Source organism: Kribbella sp. NBC_00662 (assembly GCF_041430295.1).
Lineage (GTDB): Bacteria > Actinomycetota > Actinomycetes > Propionibacteriales > Kribbellaceae > Kribbella.
Genome location: NZ_CP109029.1, coordinates 6,088,011 through 6,111,700, shown reverse-complemented (window position 1 = coordinate 6,111,700; position 23,690 = coordinate 6,088,011). Strand labels below are relative to the sequence as shown.

The window sequence follows — 23,690 nt, the reverse complement described above, 5'->3', positions numbered from 1 at the left end:
TCTCCTCATTCAGCTCGATACCGGTACTGCGCAACCGTGCACGCGAGGTGTCGCCGGCAGCCGGGTGGCCGCCGGGCGACCGGATGCGACGAACGCGATCGTGATCACCGCGGCGACAACGCTCAGGGCCGCCATCACGAGCATCGCCGTCCGGTACCTGTTCGCCAACGGCCCGGCGAGCTCGTTCGACCCGCCGACACCGAGCAACACGGGAACCAGCGCGATCAGAACCACGCCCCCGACCCGCGACGCGGCATCGTTGATCGCCGATGCCTCCCCGAGATCCGCGTCGTCAACGGCAGCCAGTACGCCGGCCGTCAGCGGCGCGACCGTCAGCCCGATGCCGAGGCCCCACAACAGCGCGCCAGGCAGGATCGCCGATACGTAGCTCTGGCCCGGCTGCGCCGCGGACAGCCACGCGAACCCGCCGGCCACGATCAGGATGCCGATCGCCATCGGCCAGCGGGTGCCGACCCGCGCGACCAGACCGCCGATGAACGGCGAGACCAGCAGGAAGACCGCCGACTCCGGAATCAGTGCCGCGCCGGCCTCGGTCGCGCTGTAGCCCAGCCGCAGCTGGCATTGCAGTACGACGAGATAGCTCGCCGCCGACAGAGCGCCGTAGAACAGCAGGGTCGCGGCGTTGATCGCAACGAACTGGCGGATCCGGAACAGCGCCGTACGCAGCATCGGCGCCGCCTGCCGCTGCTCCACCGGGATCAACGCGACCAGACAGGCCACCCCGACGATGCCGGACACCAGGACGGGTGCGCTCACCCAGCCCGATGCCGGCCCGGCTATGAGCGCGTAGATCACACCGCCCAGTCCGACGACGGCCAGGAGCGCACCCACGACGTCCACCGACAGCGGACGGTGTTCGCGCGCGACCTCCGGTACGCCGCTCAGTACCCACAACGCGACCGCGATCAGCGGGACGTTCAGGAGGAACACGTACCGCCAGGAACCGTGGTCGATCAACCAGCCGCCGCCATACGGGCCGAGCGTCGTGCCGAGGGTCGAGATGCCGGCCCAGACACCGATGCCCTTGGCGCGGTCCGCCACCTGCAGGGTTCCGTTGAGCAACGACAGACTGCTCGGTACGACGAGCGCGCCGCCGGCTCCTTGCACGACGCGCGCCGCGATCAGGGCGCCGCCGTTCGGGGCCGCGGCGCAGCACAGCGACGCGATCAGCATGACGATCAGACCGGCGACCAGGATGCGCCGCCAGCCGAAGTGGTCGGCGAGCGCACCGGCCAGCAGGAGCAGCGACGCGACGGTGACGAGGTACCCGGTCAGCACCCACTGGAGCTCGCTCACACCGATCTCCAGGTCGCGGCCGATCGCCGGGATCGCAACGTTGATCATGTACGCGTCGATGAACCCGACCGTCGACGCCAGCACCGTCGCGGTGACCAGCAAAGTGCCGGCCCTCCCCCGCAACGCGACCAGTCCCGCGCCGGTCACCGCAGGCTCACTCATCCGACCTCCCAGGCGTGTCTGCTCCACGATCGGACCGGCGGTCCCGGTTGCGCCACCGGGACGGTCCCTGGTCGCGCGAGACCAGGGACACTCCCTGGCCCGGTCGGCAGTCGGTTCGCGCGAGCCTGGATCCGCCGGTTCGAAGGGAGCCCGAAGCTGATGAGTGAGTACGACGTGATCGTCCTCGGAGCCGGTGCTCCGGGTGAGCACTGTGCCGCGGCGCTGACCAAGGGCGGTGCGAGCGTGGCCGTCGTCGAGCGCGAGCTGCTCGGTGGCGAGTGCTCCTATTGGGCCTGCATCCCGTCGAAGACCCTGCTACGCCCCGGCGAAGCGCTGGCCGAGGCTCTCGACGCGCCCGGCGCGCGGGAGGCCGTGACCGGTTCGCTCGGCGTCCGCGCCGCTCTCGGGTGGCGCGACTTCATGGTGTCGAACTACGACGACGCCGGCGCGGTGTCGTGGGCCAAGAGCGTCGGCCTCGACGTACTGCGTGGCCACGGGCGCCTCGCGGGTCCGCACACCGTCGCGGTGGACGACCGGACGCATACCGCCGAACACATAGTGATCGCGTGCGGCGCCGATCCGGTCATTCCGCCCGTCCCGGGACTGCGAGAGCTGCCCGGTGTGTGGACGAACCGGGACGTCACCGGGCTGGTCGACGTACCGGAGCGGCTGCTCGTGCTCGGCGGCGGCGCGACGGGCGTCGAGATGAGTCAGGCGCTGGCACGGATGGGTTCGGCCGTGACGCTCATCGAGCGCGACGACCACCTGATGCCTCGCGAACCGCAGGCGATCGGCGAGGCGATCGCGGTCGCGCTGACGGCCGACAAGGTCAACGTACGGACGGGTACCGGCGCGGAGCGCGTCCGCCTCGACGGGTCGACGTACGTGATCGAACTGAGCGACGGGACCCATGTGGAGGGCGACCGCGTCCTGATCGCGACCGGACGCCGGCCGCGGGTCGACAACATCGGGCTGGAGACCGTCGGCATCGTCGCGAATCCGCGCGGTATCGCGGTCGACGACAAGCTGTCGGCCGGACCCAACCTGTGGGCGATCGGCGACGTCACGGGCCTGTGGCAGCTGACTCATGTCGGCGAATACCAGGGCCGCGTTGCCGCGAGCAACATCCTCGGCAAACCCCGGACCGCGGACTACCGGGCCGTGCCGCGGGTCGTGTACAGCTACCCGCAGGCCGCGTCGGTCGGTGACGCCGAGGGGCCGTACACCAGCACGATCCAGCTGTCCGGCGTCCCGCGCACTGCGACGTACCTGCGCTCCTACGACACCCAGCCCGGCTTCCTCACGCTCGTCTCTGACGGAACGGTCGTCACCGGTGCCTACGCGGTCGGCCCCGAAGCCGGCGAGTGGCTCCAGCAGGTGACCCTCGCCATCCGGGCCCAGATCCCGATCCCCGTCCTGCTCGACGTCATCCAGCCCTTCCCGACCTTCTCGGAGGCCGTCCTCCAAGCCCTCCGCCAGCTTGCCAACGAGTGACGTAGGTCAGAGGGCGGGAGTCATGAGCGCCAGCATGGTGGCCATGCCTGCGCAGGAGAGGCCGTGGCAGCCGCAGAGGGTTCGGTGGCCGGGGGTGCGGGCAGCGTGGACGAGCCACCAGCCGGCCGTGATGACCAGGAGTCCTACCGCGGACCAGCTGAGCATGGTGGTCCAGGCCTCGCCGGACATCAGCCGGGGCATCGCGGCGAGCATCCAGACCATGCCGAGGTTCATCCCGGCGTGAGCCATCGCGCCGGCGCGTTCGGCGACGGACTCCAAGCCGGACAGGTGGTGGAAGAAGACGACCGCCAGCCCGCTGAAGACCGCCATCTGCGCCCACTGGCCGGTCGCGGCCATCGGCCACCACAACATCACGAGCATGGCCGGGCTCATCAGCACATGGCTGACGTCGACGACAGTCTCGATCCCCTGCCAGCGCCTCGTGCTCAGCCGCCAAACGCCGTACAGACCTGTCGCAGCGAAGACCGCGGTCAGGACAATCGTCCAGGCTCCAGTCACCACGCCCCTCTAACTCCACTCGCCGCAAAGAAGTTCCACTCCTGGGAACTGTTCCCCCAACTCGCTCGTATTCACCAGTTGGGGGTTGTGGCAACCAATCGATCAGGAGTGACGTGGGTACGACGCGCCACCGGCGGTGGCTGATCGGGTACGTCGTCCTGCTGGGCGTACTCGTGATCGCTGTCTCGCTGGTCACCACCGCACGGATGGGCTCGGCGAGCTACCTGCCGATCGCCCGCGACTACCCCGGCCAGGCGACCGGGCTGATCACCACCTTCGTCCGCGCGGTGGCCGACCTGTCCTCGCTGGTGACCGTCGGCGCGCTGGCGTCGGCGCTCGTCGCGGGCAAGGCGCGACCGGTGCGCGAATCGGGCTCCCGGCGGCAGCTGGAGATCGCCGAGTGGTTCGAGCCGATCGTCGTACGCCGGGCCGCCGCGGTCTGGGTGCTCAGCTCCGGTCTGCTGATCGCGTTCGACTCGGCCGACTCGAACGGCCTGTCACTGGGCAAGATCGCCAGTCCGAGCGCGCTCTGGTTCGCGATGTTCTCCGGCGACTTCGGCCGGGCCTGGATGGTCACCTGTCTGACCGCGATCGTGGTGCTCGTCACGAGCCTGACGACCGTGCGCTGGGTCGCGTACCTGATCGCGCTCTGGGCGGCCCTCGCCGGCTCGCTCGCCCCGGTCGTCGTAGGCCAGGTCCTGGTCGGCCCGCGACACGACTTCGCCGGCGACTCGGCCGTCTACCAGACCGTCGCCGCGCAACTCCTCCTCGGCCTGGCCGTCGTCCAGACGCTCAGACTCGCCACCGCCCGCCGGAACCGCGCCCTCGACCGCATCCATTGGCGCAGCATCGCGGGCGTCGGCGCCGGCGTCCTCATCGTCACCGAGGCCGTCCTGCTCTGGTTCAAGATGGCCGGCTCGTCGCCGTTCGCCTCGTCGACCGGCTGGCTCACGCTGGCCCGGTTGGCAGCGCTCGGACTGGTTGCCGTCGGCCTGTACTCCGTTGCCCGCAGCAAACTGCCGCTCGGCGCCGTGCTCCTCACCACCGGCACAGCGGTGTTCGTTGCCTGCGGCATCGCGATGACCCGGATTCCCCCGCCCCAGTTCTTCGTGCCGACGTCGATCAACCAGATCTTCTTCGGCTTCGACCTCGCCAAGCCGCCGGGGTTCGCGACGCTGGTGAGCCAGTGGCGTCCGAACCTGCTGTTCGTGACCGCCGCCGTCGCAGCGATCACCGCCTATCTCGCCGGCGTCATCCGGCTCCGCCGTCACGGCGAGCCGTGGCCGGTCGGCCGCACCATCGCGTGGACCGTCGGCTGGGTGCTGATCGTCGTGGTGACCAGCTCCGGCCTCGGGAAGTACTCCGGCCCGAGCTTCGCCGTCCACATGGCCATGCACATGGCGTTGAGCATGCTGATCCCGATCCCGCTCGTCCTCGGCGGACCGCTCACGCTCGCGCTCAAAGCCCTGCCCGCCGCGGCCAAGGACGCACAGCCCGGGCCGCACGAGTGGATCGTCGCCGTCCTCCACTCCCGGCCGCTCAAGGCGCTCTACCACCCGTTGCTTGTCTTCGGCATCTACATCGGTTCGTACTACGGCCTGTACTTCACCAACGCCTTCGGCACGCTGATGAAGTTCCACTGGGCCCATCAACTGATGAACGCCCATTTCCTGCTGGTCGGCTGTCTGTACTTCGGGCTCGTCATCGGGGTCGACCAGACACCGCGGAAGCTCCCGTCGCTGGCGAAGCTCGGGTTCCTGTTCGCGGCGATGCCGTTCCATGCGTTCTTCGGCGTGATCCTGATGTCCGGCGGCGCGATCATCGGCGACTCGTTCTACCAGCACCTCGAGCTGCCGTGGAAGGTCGACCTGGCCGCGACGCAGCACACGGCCGGCGGTATCGCCTGGGCCGGTGGTGAGATCCCGCTGCTGATCGTCGTCGTCGTACTCGCACTGCAGTGGGCGGTCCAGGACGGCAAGCTTGCCAAGCGCATCGATCGCCATCTCGACAGCGGCCTCGACGATTCGTACGACGCCTACAACGCGATGCTCGAACGCCTTGCGGACCGTACGAAGGAGACCCGGTGACGCTCACCTCGACCGACACGAACTCCGTCGAACTGCTGGTCGGCGGGATGACGTGTGCAGCCTGCGCCAACCGGGTCGAGCGGGCTCTGAACAAACTCGACGGGGTCACGGCAAGCGTCAACTACGCCACCGAACGCGCGATCGTCACCGGGACCGGACCGGATCTCGCCGACCGCGCGACCACCGCGGTCGACAAGGCCGGCTACGACGCGACCGTGCGCGATCCCGAATCCGCGGACGAGCTCGCCGAGCAGCTGACCATCAAGCGGGTGACGGCCCTGCGGCGTCGGCTGATCGTCGCGATCCTGCTCGCGGTTCCGTTGATGGATGCGACGATCGTCCTGGCCTTCGTGCCGTCGCTGCGCTTTCCCGGTTGGGAGATCGTCTCGCTGCTCGTCGCACTGCCTGTTGTCACCTGGGCGGCGTATCCGTTCCATCGCGCCACGGTCCGGAATCTGCGACATCGTGCAGTGAGCATGGACACGCTGGTGTCGCTCGGCATCGCGGTGTCGTTCGGGTGGGCCGCGGTGTCGGTTCTGTTGCGCGGGGCATCGAACACCGGGGCGTTGTACCTCGACGTCGCTGCGGGCATGACCGTGTTCCAGCTGGCCGGGCGGTACTTCGAGACGCGGTCGCGGCGGCGTGCTGCTGATGTGTTCGGCGCGCTCAGCCGGTTGGCTACGCCGACAGCGCGAGTACTGCGGGACGGCGCGGAGATCGACGTACCGACCGGGCAGGTCGTCAAGGGCGAGGTCGTCATCGTCAAGGCGGGCGAGATCGTGCCTGTCGACGGGACTGTGCTGGAGGGTGCGGCAGCCGTCGACACGAGCGTTGTCACCGGGGAGCCGTTGCCGCGGAGTGTGCGGTCCGGTGATTCCGTGATCGGCGGGACGATCAGCACGGATGGGCGACTGGTGCTGACTGCGACGGCAGTCGGCGCGCATACGCAGCTCGCGCAGATGGCCGCCGTGGCTGAGCAGGCGCAGGAGCGCAAGGCCCGCATTCAGCACACGGTCGACCGGATCATCGCGTGGTTCGTTCCGGCTGTCATCGCGCTCGCGATCGCTGTCACCGTCGGGTGGATCGTCTCCGGTGCGCCGTTCCAGCAGGCGATGGGTACTGGCATCGCGGTGCTGGTGATCGCGTGTCCGTGTGCGCTCGGGCTGGCCACGCCGACCGCGCTGATGGTCGGCATCGGCCGCGGTGCGACGCTCGGAATCCTGATCAAGGGTCAGGACGCGCTCGAGGCGAGCGGCGTGATCGACACGATCGTCCTCGACAAGACCGGGACGCTGACGACCGGCGAGCTCGTCGTGGACCAAATCGACCCCGACCTGCTCCGCTACGTCGTCTCCGTCGAACAGAACTCCGAACACCCCATCGCCCGTGCCGTAGAACGCCGGGCCGCCGCCGACGGCATCACACCCCGACCGGTCACCGACTTCGAGGTCCGCCCCGGCCAAGGCGCGGTCGGCGTCGTCGACGGCCACCACGTAGTAGTAGGAAACCTCACCCTCCTGGAGTCCGAGGGCATCACCGTCCCGGCAGAAGACGGCGTGGGCGGCGGGCGGATGCCGGCGGGCGTGGGTGCTGCGTCGGTCGTCTACGTGGGGATGGATGGGCGGCCGGCGGGCGCGTTCGCGCTGGCGGATCGGCTGCGGCCGACGGCGGCTGTTGCGGTCGAGGGGCTTCATGGGCAAGGGCTGCGGACCATCCTCCTCACGGGGGACAGCGAGCCCGTCGCGCGCTCGGTGGCCGAGTCGTTGGGGATCGAGGATGTTCGTGCGGGCGTGCTGCCGGCGGACAAAGCAGCCGTGATCGAGCAACTCCGAGCCGACGGGCATCGGGTGGCGATGGTCGGGGACGGGATCAACGACGCCGCCGCGCTCGCCACCGCCGACCTCGGCCTGGCCGTCGTCACCGGGACCGACATCGCGCTCAAGTCTGCCGACATCATCATCGTCCGCGAGGACCTCGGCGTGATCCCGGACGCGATCGCGCTCGCCCGCCGTACCCGCCAGACCATCCACCGCAACCTGATCTGGGCGTTCGGCTACAACCTCGCCGCCGTACCGGTCGCCGCCGCCGGCCTGCTCAACCCACTGATCGCCGCCGCCGCGATGAGTCTGTCCTCGCTCTTCGTCACCTACAACAGCCTCCGGCTCCGCGACTTCGGCACCGAGCCCGACGACGACTGACTCAGCGCGGTACGACGGTGTATCCGCGCCCCCGGATCGCCTCGAAGCTCTGCGCGCGGACCTCGTCGGACGGGAACGCCGCGACGACCTCCTTCGTGTCCAGGTCGATCCCCGCGACCCGGACCCCGAGCGCCTCCAGCACACCGGTGATCGTGCTCGTGCAGTGCGAACACGTCATGTCCGGTACCTCGAAAACCTCGTCCGCAGCGTTCACACCGGCCTCCTCAATCTCCACCGACTCGAGCTCCACCAACTCCAGCAACCGAACGAACGTCTCGACGAACGTGTCGACAACCCCGGGCAGCAACCGGACCCCGTCCACGGACATGTTGGCCAGGCACCGGGGCTGCTCCCCCGCCGGCAGCAACGCGTACTGCCGCGAGATCTCCCCGAGCAGTACGTCGTACTTCCGCAACGCCTCCTCGACGGTCAGCCCTTCCTCGACCGTTGCCCGGCGCAACGTCTCGTGCGCGTCCGCGATCGCCGTCTGCTTCATCTCCCGCAGTACGTCGACCGTCTCCGCGGCGTACCGCACGGTCCCGTCGTCCTGCGTCACGAGCCGCACCGGGATCATCCCGCGCCGGAACGTCGACGACTGCAGCCCCCAGAACCAGGTGTTCGCCACCACCGAGAAGATCCCCGAGTCCCGCAGCCCGCGCGCGAAGTCGGCGGCATTCCGGTACGGCGTCTGGTCCGCAAGGTAGGCGTGCTGCACCAGCGCCCGCGAGGTCGTATCGATCCCGACCCGCAGGATCTCCACCGGATCCTTGTCCGTCGTGGTCGCGTCCATCACCGCGCGCTCGTCATCGGTCAACGCCACACCATCGCGAGCCGCGAGCGCCCGCCAGATGGCCAGCGTCGCCTCCCGCGCGACCACCGGCACGACAGGTCCGAGCGGACCGCAATGAGCCACATTCGCGACGCCGCCGCTGTCCCGCCAACTGACCTTCGCGGCGGCACCCACGACCAAGGCAGGCGGACACGGCCGCATCCGGCGATGCACGTACTCCAACTGCTGCGCAGTCAGCTCGCCGTCGAGCGGCTCGACCTCGGGCGCAACCCGCCGCGCGCCGCCGAGACTCACCTCTTCGAATGCAGCTTCGAGCGCAGTAGACCCCGCGGTCGAGGCGAGCACCCGGGCCGCGGCCGCGCGGTCATAACGGCCACCCGGCAGTCCCGCCATCCGCGACCTCCCCGGCGACCCGTCACCCACGCGCTCCCAGTTTAGGAACCAACCGCCTCCCGCGCGGTTACACCGCGTGTCGGACCGCGGTCGCTGCGCGTCTGGACTTTCGCAGCCCTGGGCAGTTGTCTAGGGAAGGTGGAATCCATCGATCGATGGCTGCACCGACGACACGAAGAGTTCGTCGAAGATGGGGAGAAACAGCCCGTGCGCGGGCTGGTCGCGGCCTCCTGGGACCGCTCGGTCGCCGCCGGTCTCCGCGCCGACACGGCAGCACCATTTGCCTTCCAAGCCAACGAACTGGCCACCTACCGCGCCGAGCACCCGCTGTCCGCGGTCTTCCCGATGCTGTACGACGTTCTGGGCCGCGCGGCCGTGGACAGCGACTGCGTGATGGCGGTCGGAGACAGCGGCGGCCGGTTGCTGTGGGTGTGCGGCCGTCCCGACGTACTTCGTGCGGCCGACGGCATCCACTTCAGCGAAGGCGCCTGGTGGGCCGAGCAACAGGTCGGCACCAACGCACTCGGTACGTCGCTCGAGGTCGCAGCGCCGGTCCAGATCCGATCGGCCGAACACTTCACCGTCCTGGTGCAGCCGTGGTCGTGCGCGGCGGCCCCGATCTACGACCCAGACACCCAGCGGGTCCTCGGCGTCGTCGACATCACCGGCGGCGCCGACGCCAGCTCACCCCAGTCACTCGCTCTCGTCCGGGCCGCCGCCCGGATGGCCGAGGCCGAGCTCGGCCGGCTGACCATCCTCCGCAAGCTGACCGGAGACACCGGGCACCGCGTCCGGATCTCGGCGCTCGGTCGACCGGACGCCGAGATCCGGGTCGGCGACCGCGACCTCCGGCTCAGCCGGCGGCACAGCGACATCGTCGTACTCCTGGCCGAGCATCCCGAGGGCCTGACAGCGGAAGAACTCTCCGACGCGCTGTACGGCGAGGCCGACCACCGGTCATCGCTCCGCGGCGAGATGACCCGGCTCCGCGCCCTCCTCGGCGCAGACGTCCTCGACTCGCGTCCCTACAGGTTCCGCCGCGACATTGCCGCCGACTGGCTCGAGACCGCCGACGACCTCGACTCCCATCTGCTCTCGTCGGCCCTCCGTCGCTACGCCGGTCCGCTCCTGCCGCAGTCCGACGCGCCCGGCGTCGTCGCATCCCGGAACCGGCTCGAGAACCGGATGCGCGCCGACGTACTGCGGACCCACGACGTCGACCTCGTCGTCGCCTGGACCCGCTCGTACGCCGGCGTGAACGACCTCAGCGCCTGGGAACACCAGCTGACCCTGCTCTCGCCGACCTCCCCGCTCTGGCCGTCGACCCAGTCCGAAGTACGCCGTCTGCGCGTGGACTACGGACTCTCAGAACACGCGAATCGCGATCTCCGCGGGCGCTGACAACAGCCCGTCGATCTCGTCGTCGACCTTCACCAGTGTCACCGAGGCGCCGGCCATGTCGAGCGAGGTGCAGTACTCCCCGACGTAGTTGCGCCGGACGTTGATGCCCTGGTCGGTGAGCACCTTGTGCGCCCGGCCGTAGAGCAGGTACAGCTCGCTGATCGGCGTACCGCCGAGCCCGTTGATCATCAGCGCGACGTTGTCACCGGACTCGTACGGCAGGTCGGAGCGGACCGCCTCGAGCATCTGGTCGATGATCTCGTTGGCCGACGCGAGCGGCTCGCGGCTGCGGCCCGGCTCGCCGTGGATGCCGACGCCCATCTCCATCTCGTCCGGCCCGAGGTCGAACAGCGGGGAGCCCTTGGCCGGCGGCGTACACGCGGTCAGCGCCATCCCCATCGTGCGGGTGACCGAGTTGACCTTCTCGCCGATCCGGACCAGTTCGTCCAGGTCCGCGCCCTGCTCGGAGGCCGCACCGACCGCCTTCATCACGAAGAAGTTGCCCGCGACACCGCGCCGGCCGACGGTGTACGTCGAGTCCTTCACCGCGACGTCGTCGTCGATGATCAGGGTCTTCACGTTCAGGCCGTCCGCGGCGCTGAGCTCCTGCGACATGTCGAACGCCATCCGGTCACCGGTGTAGTTGTTCACCAGGAGCAACACACCCTTCGCCGATGCGAGCAGCTTGGTGGTCTCGTACACGTAGTCCATCGGCGGCGCGGCGAAGACGTCACCGGGACAGGCCGCGTCGAGCATGCCCTTGCCGACCGTCATCACGTGGGCCGGCTCGTGCCCGGAGCCGGAGCCCTGGATGATCGACACCTTGTCGTCCCGCGGCGCGTCGGTGCGCATGATCAGGTTGTACTCCGGGACGTACTTCAAGGTCTCGGGGTTCGCCAGTGCGATGCCCTGGAGCATCTCCGGCACGTAGTTCTTGGGGTCGTTGACGAACTTCTTCATCCGGACTCCCTCCCCTTCCAGCTCTCTGCGATGTGTTCCATCAGTACGGCGACAGCGGTGGCCCCGGCGTCGACCGATCCCCGGCTGCGTTCACCGGTGTAGGCGGCCCGGCCGCGCTTGGCGACCAGGTCGACCGTCGCGTCGGCGGCCGTCCGGGCCGCCGCGGCCGCTCGGTCCACGACCTCGTCGCTGCTCGCGCCGGCCGCGAGCGCCTCCTCGATGGCATCGGTCATCGGAACCAGTGCGTCGAGGAGGGTCTTCTCGCCGAGTGACGCGCCGCCGCGGGCCATGATCCCCGCGATCGCGGACCGCAACATCGCGACGACAGCGGCACCGTCGAGGGTCGTGGTCGCGCCGGCGGTCATCCCGGCGCGGAGGAATCCCGTGCCCCAGATCGGGCCGGACGTCCCGCCGATCCGGGACGTCACCAGCACCCCGACCTTCTTGAGGAAGGTTCCGACATCGGTGCGGTCCAGCTCGCCGTACTGGGCCTGGAGCTTCTCGAAGCCGCGGGCCAGCGAGTACCCGAAGTCGCCGTCGCCGACGACCGAGTCCAGGTCACCGAAGTACTTCTCGTTGGCCAGGCAGGTCTCGACGATCGTGGTCATCACCAGGTCGACATCGCTCCAGCTGTCGTCACTCATGTATGCCCTCCTTTGCGGCCGGCCAGTTCGGCGAGCTCGTCGAGCGTGAGCGCGCCGGCCGGGCCGATGTTCCAGGGGTCCGCGAGGACCTCGAGCTGCTCGCCGCCGGGATCGCCGAGGCTCGAGACGACCAGCGCCGCTCCGGTGAAGTCCTCGTCGCGGGTGTAGCCCGACACGGTGACGACCGTGGAGAGTCCGGCACCGGTGGCGGCGAGGAGACCGTTGCTCGAGTCCTCGATGACGAGCGTGTGATCCCGGACCAGCGCCAGCTGATGCACGGCCAGCTCGTAGACCGCAGGATCGGGCTTCTTCCGCGGTACGACGTCCCCTGCGAAGACCGGGACCCGCGCCGCGACCTCCGCTCCGACCGCTCCGGTCAGCACCGCACGTACCGACGGCTCGGCCGAGGTCGATGCGACCGCGACAGTCCAGCCCGCTCGCAGCGCCCCGGTGATGATCCGCCGTACGCCGGGGCGCGGTGGAACGACTCCGGCCGCGATCAGGTCGGTGAAGGTCTTGGTCTTGTACCGATGCCACGCTGCGACGACCTGCGCGCGTTCCTCGGCCGTCGACGGCGAGCCGGCCGCCTTCACGACGTCGGGATCGTCGAGCAACGTGGCCAGGCGTTCCTTGCCGCCGCCGATCTTCAGCAGCCGGCCGTAGTCCTCGACCGACCAGCGAACCGGAAGACCGAAGTGCTCGAACGTCGCGTTGAACGCGGGCAGATGACCGTCGCGTTCGGTGTCGCCGAGCACCCCGTCACAGTCGAAGATCAGGGCCGTCATGCGTGGCCGCCGCTACCGAAGATCTCGATGTACTCGACGGCCATCGCCTTCACCGCGGCGTGGATGTGCCGGAACAACGACGGCGGGTCCCACTTGTCCTTGGCCCGCGCCTCCTCGAGATGCTCGAGCGACGCCTTCATGTACGCGACCTTGAGCGCCGTCGAGATGTTCACCTTCGCGCAGCCCCGCCCGATCAGGTCCCGGAACTGCTCCGGCGTCAGCCCGGATCCGCCGTGCAGTGCCATCGGGATCCCGGTCGCGGCCACCAGGTCGGTGATCCGTTGCGAGTCCAGTTCGGGCGTCGAGCGATAGATGCCGTGCGCGTTGCCGATGGCCGGCGCAAACACGTCGACCCCGGTCGTCTCCACGAAGCGAGTGGCAACTGCCAAGGATTGACGCTCCGACTCGGTGTCGGAGCCGACTCCGTCCTCGACCCCCGTGATGCCCTCGATCTCGCCTTCCACGTGCGCGCCGTACCTGCGGGCCTCGGCGACCACCTCGACGGTCTGCCGCTGGTTCTCCTCGACCGGGAGCGCGGAGGCGTCGAACAGCACCGAGTTCCAGCCGGCCGCGAGGCAGGAGCTGATCACCTCGCGGTCCGGGCAGTGATCCAGGTGCAGCGCGACCGGCACCGGCTCGGGTGCGACGGTCGCGTCGAACATCGCCTTGAGTACGTCGCGCCCGACCGACTTCACGGTCTTGACCGACGTCTGCACGATCAGCGGCGAGCGCAGCTCCACGGCCGCGTCCACGACGGCGCGCAGGCTCAACTCGTCGACGATGTTGATCGCGGGAACGGCGTACCCCTTGGCCAAGGCCTCGTCGACGAGTTCCTTCAACGGTGCGACCGGCATGCTCACTCCTCCCGGTGGCTCCGTCCAGCCTGCCTCTCCGAACGCTGCAGAAAGGCTGCAATCCCCCGGCTACGCCGGCGCGTGCTCCTTCAGGATCGCCATGAACGCGCGCATCCAGGTCGGGTGGTCCGGCCAGGCGCGACCGGAGACCACGGTGCCGTCGACCACCGCGTCACCGTCGACCCACTCGGCTCCCCCCGCGGTGATGTCCGGTGCGAGCGCCGGGTACGCCGACGTCTTCCGGCCGTTCAGCACGCCGGCGGCGGCTGGGATGAGCGGTCCGTGGCAGAGCTGGGCGACGGGCTTCGACTCCCCGTAGAAGTGCTTCACGATCCGCTGGACGTCGGCGTCGTTCCGGATGTACTCCGGGGCGCGGCCACCCGGGATCACGACAGCGACGTAGTCCGCCGGGTCCACATCGGCGAACGCCACATCCGCCTGCCAGGTGTGCCCGAGCTTTTCGGTGTACGTGTCGAACCCGTCCACGAAGTCGTGCACCACGAACTGCAGCTTCTTCACCTCGGGCGCTGCGATGTCGACGTCGTACCCCTCCTCCAGCAATCGCTGATAGGGGTAGAAGACCTCCAGGTCCTCCGCGGCGTCACCGGTAAGAATCAGTACCTTCGCCATCAGGCCACTCCCTCTCGAAGACACACCAGTCGGATACCCACCCATCAGCCAGCCTCTGCCCGCTTTCGACCGCGGTCAAGGCTGGTCTGACCGGGTCGTCGTGTAGACCCAAGGCATGGTTCTTCCTGTCGAAGTTGTCGAGCCTGAGCGGATCGAGGTACGTCCAGGGCATCGGCTGACGGTGCGCCGGCGTGGCGCGGGCGGCGTACCGCTGCTGCTCGTCCACGGGTTCCCGTGCACGAGCCGGATCTGGTCGCACAATCTGATCCCGCTCGCCGAGGCCGGGTTCGACGTCATCGCGCCGGATCTGCGCGGGTACGGCGACTCCGACTTCGCACCGGACGGCTTCTACGACTTCAACGCGTTCAACACCGACCTGACCGGGCTGTTCGACGTACTGGGCTGGGAGCGTGCGGTCGTCGCGGGGCACGATCTGGGTGCGATGATCTCGATCGATCTGGCCAACCGGCACCCCGGGCGGGTGGACCGGCTGGTGATCCTGGACGACTCGATGCCCGATCTGCCGGAGGCGTTCGCGGCGGCCGGCATCCCGCCCGGCCGGCCCAAGCCCGCGGTCTACGACTACCAGCGCCGCCAGGGTCAGCACGCGGACGAGCTGGTCGCCGAGCTCGCTACGCCGGAGCGCCGGCGCCGCTACATCGGCGAGTTCTACGGGCATCGCCTCTGGTGTCCGCCGGACGCCTTCGACGAGGACGACCTGGCCTTCCTGACCGAGCCGTACGGCGACGCGGACCGCCTCCGCGCCTCGTTCGCCGACTACGAGGTGCTGATGGGCACCCGCCCGCTGTCAGCGCCGGAGCTGATCGACCGGCCGGTGCAGCAGCGCGCGCTGCTGCTGATCGGTGCCGACCAGGTCACCGTCGGCGAGCACGCCGAGGAACGCTGCGCGCTCGCCTTCCCGGAAGGAGTCGGGCCGTTCTGGGTCAAAGGCGCCGGCCATTTCCTGCCATGGGAGCGCCCTCAACTGGTCAACCGATCCATCCGCTCCTTCTGCGGCGATCTCCTCTAGAGCTCGGCGCGGAAGGCTTCGACGGCGGTGGGGAGGGTGTAAAAGACTCGACCGGGTCCTAGACGATCGAGGAACCCGGCGGACTCGAGGTCGTCGCGAAGGTCTTGCTTGACCCTCGCCAGGGCCAGGACGATTCCGCGTGCGGTGAGCTCCTCGCGCAACGCGTCCAGTGCATCGATCGCGGTGACGTCGATCTGAATGTTCGCCTCGGTGTTGAGCAGCAGCCAGCGCACCGGGGTCGGCGAGTCGTCGACGGCGGCGAGCGCGCGACGGTGGAAGTCCTCGGCGTTCGCGAAGAACAGCGGCGAGTCGTACCGGTAGACGACGAGCCCCGGGACCGGCCGGGCTTCGGGATAGTCGTCGATGTCGTGCATACCGGCGATACCCGGTACATATCCGAGGATGCCGTCATGCGGCCGGGCGACACGTCGCAGTACGTCGAGAACCGACAGCGCGATCGCCAGCAGTACGCCGTACAGGACGTCGAGCGCGATCACGCCGACGGTTGTTGTCAACGCCAACAAAAGCTCGCTGCGCCGGAAGGCGGCGATGCGCCGGAACTCACCCAGCTCGACCAGCCGGATGGCGGCGTACACGACCAACGCTCCGAGGGCAGGTATCGGGAACGTGGCGAGGAGCGGTCCGGCGAAGAGCAGCGTCGCGACGATGGCCACCGCGGCGACCAGCGAGTAGACCTGGCTCTTCGCGCCGGATGCTGCCGCGAGAGCGGTCCGGCTGCCGCTGCTGCTGATCGGAAAGCCGCGGACCAGGCCCGCGGAGAGGTTGGCGAGTCCCAGGACGAGCAGCTCCCGGCCAGGGTCGGTCTGCCCGCCGCCGCGACCGGCAAAGGCTCGCCCGGTGAGGACCGTGTCCGTGTAGCCGACCAGCGCCACGCCGACCGCGGGCAACGCGAGCAGGCCGACATCGTGAATCGACATGGACGGCACCTGCACCGTCGGCAGACCGCTCGGCACCGCACCGACGAGCGCGACTCCCTTGTCACCCAGCCCCGCCGCCCAGGTCACGAACGCCGCGAGCGCCACGACGATCAGCGGTCCCGGAAGCCGAGGCGTCCATCGAGCCAGCGCGAACAGCAGCGCGAGCGCGACCACCGACAAGAGCACCGGCGCGAGCTTCCACTGACCGATCAGCCGGATCGCGGACAGCACCTCGGCCGGCGGCGAATCACCCTCCACCGGCGCACCGGTCAGCCGGCTGAGCTGACCGGTCATCATGATCACCGCGATCCCGGTCAAATACCCGATCAGCACCGGCTTCGACAGCAGGTCGGCCAGAAATCCCAGACGCGCCGCCCACCCCACGACGCAGATCGCCCCGACCAGCAGCGCCAGTACGGCGGCCAGCGTCGCGTAGCGCGCCGGGTCACCGGCGGCCAACGGACCGATCGCCGTCGCGGTCAGCAGCGCGGTCGTCGACTCCGGCCCGAGCGACATCAACCGCGACGACCCGAGCAGGAAGTACAGCACGAGCGGCCCGAGCGCGACCCACAGCCCGACGACCGCGGGCAGGCCGGCGAGCTCGGCGTACGCCATCACCTGTGGAACGAAGTACGCCGCGACCGTCAGCCCCGCGACGACGTCCGGCCGCAGCCAGCTCCGCTGGTACTGCCGCAGCGTCTCGACCCCGGAGATCGACAACCTGCCCCCTTTCCCGCCCGGTGACTGCGCCGTGTCAGCCCGGTGTCAGGCCGTACCCCGATCGTCGTCTCATCGAAAACTTTCTGAAAGGACCTGTCATGTTCGCACGACTGGGGTCGCTGGTCGTACGGCGGCCGTGGTGGACGATCGGCGCGTGGGTGCTGATCATCGCCGCGGTGGCCGCGACGGCCCCGAAACTGACCGCGACCACGGACCAATCCGCGTTCCTGCCGTCGCACTACGAGTCGATCCAGGCAGCACAACTGCAGGAGAAGGCCTTCCCCAACGCCACCGCGCCCGCGGCCATCGTGGTGTTCGAACGCACCGACGGCGCGCCGATCAGCGCCGCCGACGCGGCAACGGTCGGAACGATCGCGGGGCAGCTCAACCAGGCAAAGCTCAAGGACGTCACCGGGATCCAGGCGGTCCCACCGACCGGGAACCGGCTCATCCAGATCGCCGCGGTCGAGCTGACCAAGATCACCAACCCCAGCGACACGAGGCAGAACGACGCCGTCAAGGCGCTCCGCACGGCGTTGCAGGACAAACTGCACGGTACGTCGCTCAAAGCCGGCGTAACCGGTTCGGCCGCGCAGGCGCTCGACGCGCAGGAGTCCTCGAACAAGGGCCTGGCCATCATCGGAATCACCACGGTCGGTCTGATTCTGCTGCTCCTGCTGCTGATCTTCCGCAGTCCGGTGATCGCGCTGCTGCCGATCGTCGTCATCGGTGCGGTCTCCACCGTGGTCAACGGCTTGATCGCGATCGTCAGCAAAGCCTTCGACCTGAAGATCGACAGCTCGATCACCTCGATCCTGCTGGTCGTGCTCTTCGGGGTCGGCACCGACTACATCCTGTTCCTGATGTTCCGGTACCGGGAGCGGCTACGGGCCGGCGAGGACGCCAAGACCGCGATGGTCAGCGCCGTCACCCGGGTCGGTGAGGCGATCGCGTCCGCGGCGGGAGCGGTGATCATCGCGTTCATGGCGCTGACGTTGTCGACGCTGGGCATGTTCCGGGCGATGGGTCCGGCGCTGGCGATCTCCGTGGCGGTGGCGCTCCTGGCCGGGCTCACGCTCGTACCGGCGATCGTCTCGCTGCTCGGCACGAAGGTTTTCTGGCCGTCGAAGGCGTGGAAGGTCGAGCCGAAGGGCGCCAAGTTCGCGGCAATGGGTCGTGGACTCGGGCGACGTCCGGCCGTCTTCGCAGTGGCCGCCGGCGGACTGCTGATCGTGCTGAGCGCGTTCGCGATCGGCTTCAACCCGACGTTCGATCTGACCTCGGGCTCGACGTCCGACACGTCCGAGTCCACGGTCTACAGCAAGGAGCTGCTGAAGAGCCTGCCCGCGGGGGTCACCCAGCCGTCCGACGTACTGCTGCAGTCCGCGAGCCCGCTGAGCAAGGACCAGCTCGACACCTATCGCACCGCGCTCACCAAGGTCGACGGTGTCGGCGACGTCTCACAAGCCACGCTGTCTCCGGACAGCACGGTGGCCGACTTCAAGGTCACGCTGAAGTCCGCGCCCGAATCGGACCAGGCCATTGACACGGTCCGGGGACCGCTCCGCGAAGCGGCACACGCGGCCGCGCCGGCCGGGACGACCGCGCTGGTCGGCGGCCTGACCTCGGTGTTCGTCGACTTCCAGGACGCGATGAACCACGACTACCGGGTCGTGTTCCCGGTCGCGGCGATCCTGATCATGATCGTGCTCGCCCTGCTGCTACGCAGTCTGGTCGCGCCGTGGTACCTGATGGCGTCGGTGTTCCTCGGCTTCGGGGCCACACTCGGTGCGTCGGTGCTGGTGTTCCAGCATCTGCAGCACAACTCCGGGCTGATCTTCACGCTGCCGGTGATCATGTACCTGTTCGTGGTTGCTCTCGGCACCGACTACAACATCCTGATGGTGGCCCGATTGCGCGAAGAGGCACGCGAGGGCCACGACCCGAAACGAGCCGCGGCACTGGCGGTGCACCACACCGGCCCGACCATTGCCGCTGCCGGTCTGATCCTCGCGGGCACGTTCGCGTCGATGATGCTGGCGGGCAACACCGTCCTCTCACAGATGGGCTTCGCGATCTCCGCGGGTATCGCGATCGCGGCGTTCGTGATGGCGATGTTCTTCACCCCGGCCCTCACCGCCCTGATCGGCCACCGCGCCTGGTGGCCTGGCCATGCCGACGCCCACCGCGAGCCGGAACAGCCCGAGCGGGAGGAGCAGCTGACCTCCGTGTGATCTGTGTGGGAGCCGCGTCTGGCACGTCCCTCCCCCGGATCGAGCCGATGAACTGCGGCGGTCGGCACCTAGGTGCTGACCGCCGCTCGGCGGCCGGAGGTGGTTCGGCAGATGAGGTAGATGAGGAACGAGATCGTGGTCACGTAGGGACTGATCGGCAGGCTGCCACCCAGGGCGAGGAGGATGCCGCCTACCAGGGAAACGGTCGCGAAAGTCACGCTGAGCACCGGGACGAGCCACGGGGACGCGGCGACCCGGAGGGCGGCGGCCGCGGGTGTGACGACGATGCTCAACACGAGCAGGGCGCCGACGATCTGGACCGAGATGGCGACGGCCAGGCCGAGCAGCAGCATGAACACCAACGACAGCACCCGAACCGGCACACCGCGGGCCGCGGCCTGATCCGGGTCCGAGCTGGCGAACATCAACGGTCGCCAGACGATCAGAAGCCCGACCAGTACGACGACCCCGGTGACGATCAGCCAGGACAGCTGCGGGGTGTCCACCGCCACGATCTGCCCGGTCAGCAGACCGAACTTGTTCGCCGCACGCCCCTTGTACAGCGCGAGGAACAGTACGCCGAGCCCGAGTCCGAACGGCATCAGCACACCGATGATCGAGTTGCGATCACGAGCCCGGCTTCCGAGTACGCCGATCAGCATCGCCGCGATGATCGAGCCGGTCAGCGAGCCGGCGACTACATTCACGCCCAGCAACAGCGCGCCCGAGGCACCTGCGAACGAGAGCTCGCTGATGCCGTGGACGGCGAACGGCAGGTCGCGCATCATCACGAACACGCCGATCAGACCGCCGACGATGCCGAGCGCGACACCGGCGAGGATCGAGTTGTGCACCAGGGCCAGCAGCTCACCGTAGTTGGCGAAGTTGAAGATCTCGTGCCAGACGGTTGCCGTAAGCATCGACCTCACCCGGCCCGCAGGACCGAGGTGTGATGCGTGTCCTCGGGCACCCCCGCGACCAGCACCCGGCCGCCGGAGCGGACCACCTCGACCGGCGACCGGTACAGCTCGCTCAGCGTGGTCGACGTCATCACCTCGTCGACCGTCCCGGTCCGGAAGCGTCCGTTGGCCAGGTAGAGCACGCGGTCGACGTACGGCAGCACCGGGTTGATGTCATGGGTGACGAAGACGATCGCGGTGTCGTGCGTACGACGGCGGCGGTCGACCAGGCCGGAGATCGTGCGCTGGCTGTTGAGATCCAGCGACAACAACGGCTCGTCGCACAGCAGCAGCTTCGGATCCGCGACGAGCGCCTGCGCGATCCGGACCCGTTGCTGCTCTCCCCCGGACAGCTGGCCGATCGGACGGTCCGCGAAGTCCTCGGCCCCGACCGATGCGAGCAGCTCGTCGATCCGCCGACGGCGCCCCCGATCAGGCCACCCGATTCCCCAGCGATGGCCGTCCAGCCCCTGGCGGACCACATCCCGAGCCCGGAGCGGCGTGAGCGTGTCGATCCGCCGGTGCTGCGGCACGTAGCCGATCTGCGTACTCCCCCGGTGCGGCGGCGCGCCGGCGACCTCGACGCTCCCCGACATCAGCGGATGCAGGCCCAGCACGGCCTTCAGCAAGCTGGTCTTCCCCGAACCGTTGGCGCCCAGGATCGCCAGGAACTCACCCGCCTGCAGGCTCATGGTCAGGCCGCCCCACAACCGCCGCCGCCCGTATCCGAACGAGGCCTGGTCGAACTGCAGGACGTTCATCAGGCCAGGGCCGAGCGGATCGCGTCCAGGTTGGCGGTCATCCAGCCCAGATAGTCCTTGCCGTCCGGCAGTGTCTCGGTGACGGGTACGACGGCGATACCGTTCGCCTTCGCCGCCGCGAGCACCTTCTCGGTCTCCGGCCCCGATGTCTGCTCGTTGTACGCGAGCAGCTTGACCTGCTTCGCGCTGAACAACGTGAGCGTCTCCTGCAGCACCGCCGCCGGAACGTCAGTCCCCTCCTCGATCGCCTCGCTGAACTCGCCCGGCGTCCTGTTCACCAACCCGCAGGCAGTCAGGAGATACACCGGCACCGGCTCGGTGATCGCGGCACCGGCGCCGTTGTGAGCTGCCTTGATCGATGCCTCGGTCGCCTCGAGTTGCTTCACCTTGCCGGTGAAGGCCGCAGCGTTCGCGGCGTACGTCGAGCTGTTGGCCGAATCGACCTCGGACAGCGTCGTCGCCAGCTGGGCGGCGAGCTTCTCGACGGTCGGGAAGTCGTACCAGACGTGCTCGTTGAGCTCACCGCCGGCCGGCGCCTTGTGGCCGGAGATGTCGACCACGTTCAGCACCTTCGCCGACGTGTTGCCCGCCGATTTCAGCATCGTGTCCATGAAATCGTCGTAGCCGCCGCCGTTCTCGATCACGACCTTTGCCTTCGACAACGACAGCTGGGTCTGCGTGTTCGCCTCGTACGAATGCGGGTCCTGGTCCGGGTCGGAGATGATCGACGTCACCTCGGCCTTGTCCCCCGCGATCTGCTTCACGATGTCGCCGTACACGTTGGTCGACGCCACGACCTGCACACCCGACCTCGACGTCGACGTGGCGGTCTCGTCGGCCGCCGATGAACCGCACGCCGCCAGCAGCGTCACCGCCGCGACGCCGGCCAGGAATCCGATAGAACTACGCAGCCTCACAGCGCACCCGTCCCTCATCACCAAGTGATAATGAAAACCATTCCGGATACAAGGTAACACTGTCCCCCGGACCGGCGACAAGTCGGGAGGTGGTCAGCTCGAAGCAGAGCGGCGTACGGCGGGGAACTGGACCGTGACGCGGAGGCCGCCGGCAGGGCGGGCGGCGAGGATGAGGATTCCGTCGTGGGCCTGGGTGATGCTGTTGGCGATCGCGAGGCCCAGCCCGACGCCGGCGTGATCGGTGCGGATCCGTCCGCCACCGCGCTGGAACGGCTCGATCAGCGTCGAAACCACCGGTGCGGGGAGGATCTCGCCGGTGTTCTCGACGGTCAGCACCACGGTCTTGGGATGGACGGTGGTGGTGATCCACACGGCGCCGTCCGCGGGCAGATTGTGGACGATCGCGTTGTGGACGAGGTTCATGGTCAGCTGCAGCAGGAGCGTGTGCGAGCCGATGGTCGGGGCCACGTCACCTGAGGTTTCGATCGTCAGACCGCGCTTTTCCGCCAGCGGGAGGAGAGTCTCCACGGCCTCCTCCGCGACGAGGGAGAGGTCGACGTCGCCTCGGGTGAAGGTGCGCTGGTTGGCGCGGCTGAGGGTGAGCAACGCTTCGGTCAGGTCGATGGCCCGGCTGTTGACGAATTCGAGGCGGTCGACGAGCTCGGCGGGGTCGCGGTTCGGGTCCTTGCGGGCCACGTCGAGCAGGGTCTGCGTGATCGCCAGCGGAGTACGCAGTTCGTGGGAGGCGTTGGCGGCGAACCGCTGCTGCTCGGCGTCGTGCGCTTCCAGCCGCTCGAGCATCGTGTCGAACGCGTCGGCGAGCTCGCGGAACTCGTCCTGGCGGCCCTCGAGCTGGATCCGGTGCGACAGCGAGCCGTTGGTCGCCAGGCGGGCGGCGTTGGTGATGCGAGTCAGCGGCGCGAGCATGCTGCCGGCCAGAATCCAGCCGCCGACGAGGCTGCAGATCAGCAACAGGATCAGCATCAGGGCGGCCTTCGGCGCGAACGCATCCAGCAGGGCGTCGCGGTCCGGCCCGCCCATCGGCACGCGGGTCAGCCGAGTGGGGACGTAACGCAGCAGGAACACCCACACGACCGCGAGCAGCGCGGCGCCCGACACCATCAGGACCGCCGCATAGCTGAGGGTGAGCTTGAGCCGAACGCTCATCCCCGGCTCCCTACCCACGGTCGCCTTCCTCAGCTGGCTCGATGGGTGCCGCGTCGATGGGTGCCGCGTCGATGCGGTAGCCGACGCCGGGCACGGTGGCGATGATCCAGGGTTCGCCGAGCCGTTTGCGCAGGGCCGAGACGGTGATGCGTACGGCGTTCGTGAACGGGTCGGCGTTCTCGTCCCAGGCCCGCTCCAGCAGCTCCTCGGCGCTGACGACGCCGCCTTCCGCACCGACGAGAACCTCGAGTACGGCGAACTGCTTGCGGGTCAGCGCGACGTACCGGCCGTCGCGGTACACCTCGCGGCGGAACGGGTCCACCCGCAGTCCCGCGATCTCCCGCACCGGCGGCCGGTTGTGGCCGCGGCGACGGTCCAGCGCCCGCAGACGCAGTACCAGCTCCTGGAGCGCGAAGGGTTTGGTGAGGTAGTCGTCGGCGCCGAGCTCGAACCCGGACGCCTTGTCGTCGAGGCGATCGGCGGCGGTCAGCATCAGGATCGGCATACCGCTGCCGGAGGCAACGATCCGCTTGGCCACCTCGTCGCCCGACGGGCCGGGAATGTCGCGGTCCAGAACCGCGATGTCGTAGGCGTTGATGCCCAGCAGTTCGAGTGCGATGTCACCGTCGCCGGCGATATCGGCCGCGATCGCCTCGAGGCGCAGGCCGTCGCGGATCGCGCTCGCCATCTCCGGCTCGTCCTCGACCAGCAGCACACGCATACTCCCGAT

The 23,690-nt window shown here is 68.9% G+C and carries 20 protein-coding genes; 6 read left to right on the top strand and 14 right to left on the bottom strand.

Translation table 11 applies throughout. From position 1 onward, the window contains the following. Window positions 1-9 precede the first annotated feature (9 nt). Window positions 10-1,479 (bottom strand): MFS transporter, encoded by a 1,470-nt coding sequence (locus OHA10_RS30265; protein WP_371402156.1) that lies wholly within the window; start codon window positions 1,477-1,479, stop codon window positions 10-12. Between the two features lie 159 nt (window positions 1,480-1,638). Here OHA10_RS30265 and OHA10_RS30260 point away from each other — a divergent pair, with 159 nt between their 5' ends. Next, window positions 1,639-2,973 (top strand): NAD(P)/FAD-dependent oxidoreductase, encoded by a 1,335-nt coding sequence (locus OHA10_RS30260; RefSeq protein ID WP_371402155.1) that lies wholly within the window; start codon window positions 1,639-1,641, stop codon window positions 2,971-2,973. A gap of 6 nt (window positions 2,974-2,979) precedes the next feature. Here OHA10_RS30260 and OHA10_RS30255 read toward each other — a convergent pair whose 3' ends face one another. Continuing rightward, entirely contained in the window at window positions 2,980-3,492 is a 513-nt protein-coding gene (locus tag OHA10_RS30255) for a DUF5134 domain-containing protein (protein WP_371402154.1), read from the bottom strand. A 113-nt stretch (window positions 3,493-3,605) separates the two neighbouring features. On the opposite strand from OHA10_RS30255, the gene OHA10_RS30250 reads away from it, so the two are divergent. Continuing rightward, a complete protein-coding gene (locus OHA10_RS30250; RefSeq protein ID WP_371402153.1) occupies window positions 3,606-5,579 on the top strand; it encodes a cytochrome c oxidase assembly protein in 1,974 nt (657 codons plus the stop codon). A gap of 47 nt (window positions 5,580-5,626) precedes the next feature. Further along, entirely contained in the window at window positions 5,627-7,777 is a 2,151-nt protein-coding gene (locus tag OHA10_RS30245) for a heavy metal translocating P-type ATPase (RefSeq protein ID WP_371408010.1), read from the top strand. Between the two features lies 1 nt (window position 7,778). On the opposite strand, the gene OHA10_RS30240 is transcribed toward OHA10_RS30245, so the two are convergent. Beyond that, window positions 7,779-8,960 (bottom strand): heavy-metal-associated domain-containing protein, encoded by a 1,182-nt coding sequence (locus tag OHA10_RS30240; RefSeq protein ID WP_371402152.1) that lies wholly within the window; start codon window positions 8,958-8,960, stop codon window positions 7,779-7,781. Window positions 8,961-9,167: 207 nt separating this feature from the next. Between OHA10_RS30240 and OHA10_RS30235 the strand changes: the two genes are divergently transcribed. Then, a complete protein-coding gene (locus OHA10_RS30235) occupies window positions 9,168-10,361 on the top strand; it encodes a GAF domain-containing protein (RefSeq protein ID WP_371402151.1) in 1,194 nt (397 codons plus the stop codon). Here the strand turns inward: OHA10_RS30235 and dhaK are convergent. The 5 genes from dhaK to OHA10_RS30210 form a co-directional block, all read right to left on the bottom strand. Beyond that, entirely contained in the window at window positions 10,326-11,321 is a 996-nt protein-coding gene (gene dhaK / locus OHA10_RS30230) for a dihydroxyacetone kinase subunit DhaK (RefSeq protein ID WP_371402150.1), read from the bottom strand. The genes OHA10_RS30235 and dhaK overlap by 36 nt on opposite strands. Beyond that, window positions 11,318-11,965 carry a dihydroxyacetone kinase subunit DhaL gene (dhaL, locus tag OHA10_RS30225; protein ID WP_371402149.1) on the bottom strand — a complete coding sequence of 216 codons (648 nt, stop codon included), beginning with the start codon at window positions 11,963-11,965 and terminating at the stop codon, window positions 11,318-11,320. Before dhaL ends, dhaK begins: the two co-directional genes overlap by 4 nt. Then, window positions 11,962-12,750, bottom strand: coding sequence for an HAD-IA family hydrolase (locus OHA10_RS30220; protein WP_371402148.1), 789 nt, complete (start codon window positions 12,748-12,750; stop codon window positions 11,962-11,964). The genes dhaL and OHA10_RS30220 overlap by 4 nt, the downstream gene beginning before the upstream one ends. After that, entirely contained in the window at window positions 12,747-13,604 is an 858-nt protein-coding gene (locus tag OHA10_RS30215; RefSeq protein WP_371402147.1) for a ketose-bisphosphate aldolase, read from the bottom strand. The genes OHA10_RS30220 and OHA10_RS30215 overlap by 4 nt, the downstream gene beginning before the upstream one ends. 69 nt (window positions 13,605-13,673) lie before the next feature. After that, window positions 13,674-14,234, bottom strand: coding sequence for a DJ-1/PfpI family protein (locus OHA10_RS30210; RefSeq protein ID WP_371402146.1), 561 nt, complete (start codon window positions 14,232-14,234; stop codon window positions 13,674-13,676). 115 nt (window positions 14,235-14,349) lie between these two features. Here OHA10_RS30210 and OHA10_RS30205 point away from each other — a divergent pair, with 115 nt between their 5' ends. After that, window positions 14,350-15,264: an alpha/beta fold hydrolase gene (locus OHA10_RS30205; RefSeq protein ID WP_371402145.1), complete on the top strand. Its 915-nt coding sequence runs from the start codon at window positions 14,350-14,352 to the stop codon at window positions 15,262-15,264. Here OHA10_RS30205 and OHA10_RS30200 read toward each other — a convergent pair. Next, window positions 15,261-16,922, bottom strand: a complete 1,662-nt coding sequence (locus OHA10_RS30200) for a SulP family inorganic anion transporter (protein WP_371402144.1) — start codon at window positions 16,920-16,922, stop codon at window positions 15,261-15,263. The genes OHA10_RS30205 and OHA10_RS30200 overlap by 4 nt on opposite strands. Window positions 16,923-17,020: 98 nt before the next feature. On the opposite strand from OHA10_RS30200, the gene OHA10_RS30195 reads away from it, so the two are divergent. Next, window positions 17,021-19,156 (top strand): MMPL family transporter, encoded by a 2,136-nt coding sequence (locus OHA10_RS30195; protein WP_371402143.1) that lies wholly within the window; start codon window positions 17,021-17,023, stop codon window positions 19,154-19,156. A gap of 68 nt (window positions 19,157-19,224) precedes the next feature. On the opposite strand, the gene OHA10_RS30190 is transcribed toward OHA10_RS30195, so the two are convergent. The 5 genes from OHA10_RS30190 to OHA10_RS30170 all read right to left on the bottom strand — a co-directional run bounded on the left by OHA10_RS30190 (window position 19,225) and on the right by OHA10_RS30170 (window position 23,681). Next, window positions 19,225-20,076, bottom strand: coding sequence for a metal ABC transporter permease (locus OHA10_RS30190; protein WP_371402142.1), 852 nt, complete (start codon window positions 20,074-20,076; stop codon window positions 19,225-19,227). Between the two features lie 5 nt (window positions 20,077-20,081). After that, complete coding sequence (locus OHA10_RS30185) at window positions 20,082-20,876, bottom strand: metal ABC transporter ATP-binding protein (protein WP_371402141.1); 795 nt, start codon at window positions 20,874-20,876, stop codon at window positions 20,082-20,084. Further along, entirely contained in the window at window positions 20,876-21,793 is a 918-nt protein-coding gene (locus tag OHA10_RS30180; protein WP_371402140.1) for a metal ABC transporter solute-binding protein, Zn/Mn family, read from the bottom strand. Before OHA10_RS30180 ends, OHA10_RS30185 begins: the two co-directional genes overlap by 1 nt. A 93-nt stretch (window positions 21,794-21,886) precedes the next feature. Further along, entirely contained in the window at window positions 21,887-22,960 is a 1,074-nt protein-coding gene (locus OHA10_RS30175) for a sensor histidine kinase (RefSeq protein WP_371402139.1), read from the bottom strand. Window positions 22,961-22,970: 10 nt separating this feature from the next. Then, window positions 22,971-23,681, bottom strand: a complete 711-nt coding sequence (locus OHA10_RS30170) for a response regulator transcription factor (RefSeq protein ID WP_371402138.1) — start codon at window positions 23,679-23,681, stop codon at window positions 22,971-22,973. Window positions 23,682-23,690: the final 9 nt, after the last annotated feature.

Bases quoted from the DNA above. Each gene is read 5' to 3' on its own strand.
- OHA10_RS30210 (WP_371402146.1), bottom strand. From the start codon at position 14,234: ATGGCGAAGGTACTGATTCTTACCGGTGACGCCGCGGAGGACCTGGAG.
- OHA10_RS30170 (WP_371402138.1), bottom strand. From the start codon at position 23,681: ATGCGTGTGCTGCTGGTCGAGGACGAGCCGGAGATGGCGAGCGCGATC.
- OHA10_RS30190 (WP_371402142.1), bottom strand. From the start codon at position 20,076: ATGCTTACGGCAACCGTCTGGCACGAGATCTTCAACTTCGCCAACTAC.
- OHA10_RS30215 (WP_371402147.1), bottom strand. From the start codon at position 13,604: ATGCCGGTCGCACCGTTGAAGGAACTCGTCGACGAGGCCTTGGCCAAG.
- dhaK (WP_371402150.1), bottom strand. From the start codon at position 11,321: ATGAAGAAGTTCGTCAACGACCCCAAGAACTACGTGCCGGAGATGCTC.
- OHA10_RS30195 (WP_371402143.1), top strand. From the start codon at position 17,021: ATGTTCGCACGACTGGGGTCGCTGGTCGTACGGCGGCCGTGGTGGACG.
- OHA10_RS30220 (WP_371402148.1), bottom strand. From the start codon at position 12,750: ATGACGGCCCTGATCTTCGACTGTGACGGGGTGCTCGGCGACACCGAA.
- OHA10_RS30245 (WP_371408010.1), top strand. From the start codon at position 5,627: ATGACGTGTGCAGCCTGCGCCAACCGGGTCGAGCGGGCTCTGAACAAA.
- OHA10_RS30205 (WP_371402145.1), top strand. From the start codon at position 14,350: ATGGTTCTTCCTGTCGAAGTTGTCGAGCCTGAGCGGATCGAGGTACGT.
- OHA10_RS30260 (WP_371402155.1), top strand. From the start codon at position 1,639: ATGAGTGAGTACGACGTGATCGTCCTCGGAGCCGGTGCTCCGGGTGAG.
- OHA10_RS30175 (WP_371402139.1), bottom strand. From the start codon at position 22,960: ATGAGCGTTCGGCTCAAGCTCACCCTCAGCTATGCGGCGGTCCTGATG.
- OHA10_RS30240 (WP_371402152.1), bottom strand. From the start codon at position 8,960: ATGGCGGGACTGCCGGGTGGCCGTTATGACCGCGCGGCCGCGGCCCGG.
- OHA10_RS30265 (WP_371402156.1), bottom strand. From the start codon at position 1,479: ATGAGTGAGCCTGCGGTGACCGGCGCGGGACTGGTCGCGTTGCGGGGG.
- dhaL (WP_371402149.1), bottom strand. From the start codon at position 11,965: ATGAGTGACGACAGCTGGAGCGATGTCGACCTGGTGATGACCACGATC.
- OHA10_RS30185 (WP_371402141.1), bottom strand. From the start codon at position 20,876: ATGAACGTCCTGCAGTTCGACCAGGCCTCGTTCGGATACGGGCGGCGG.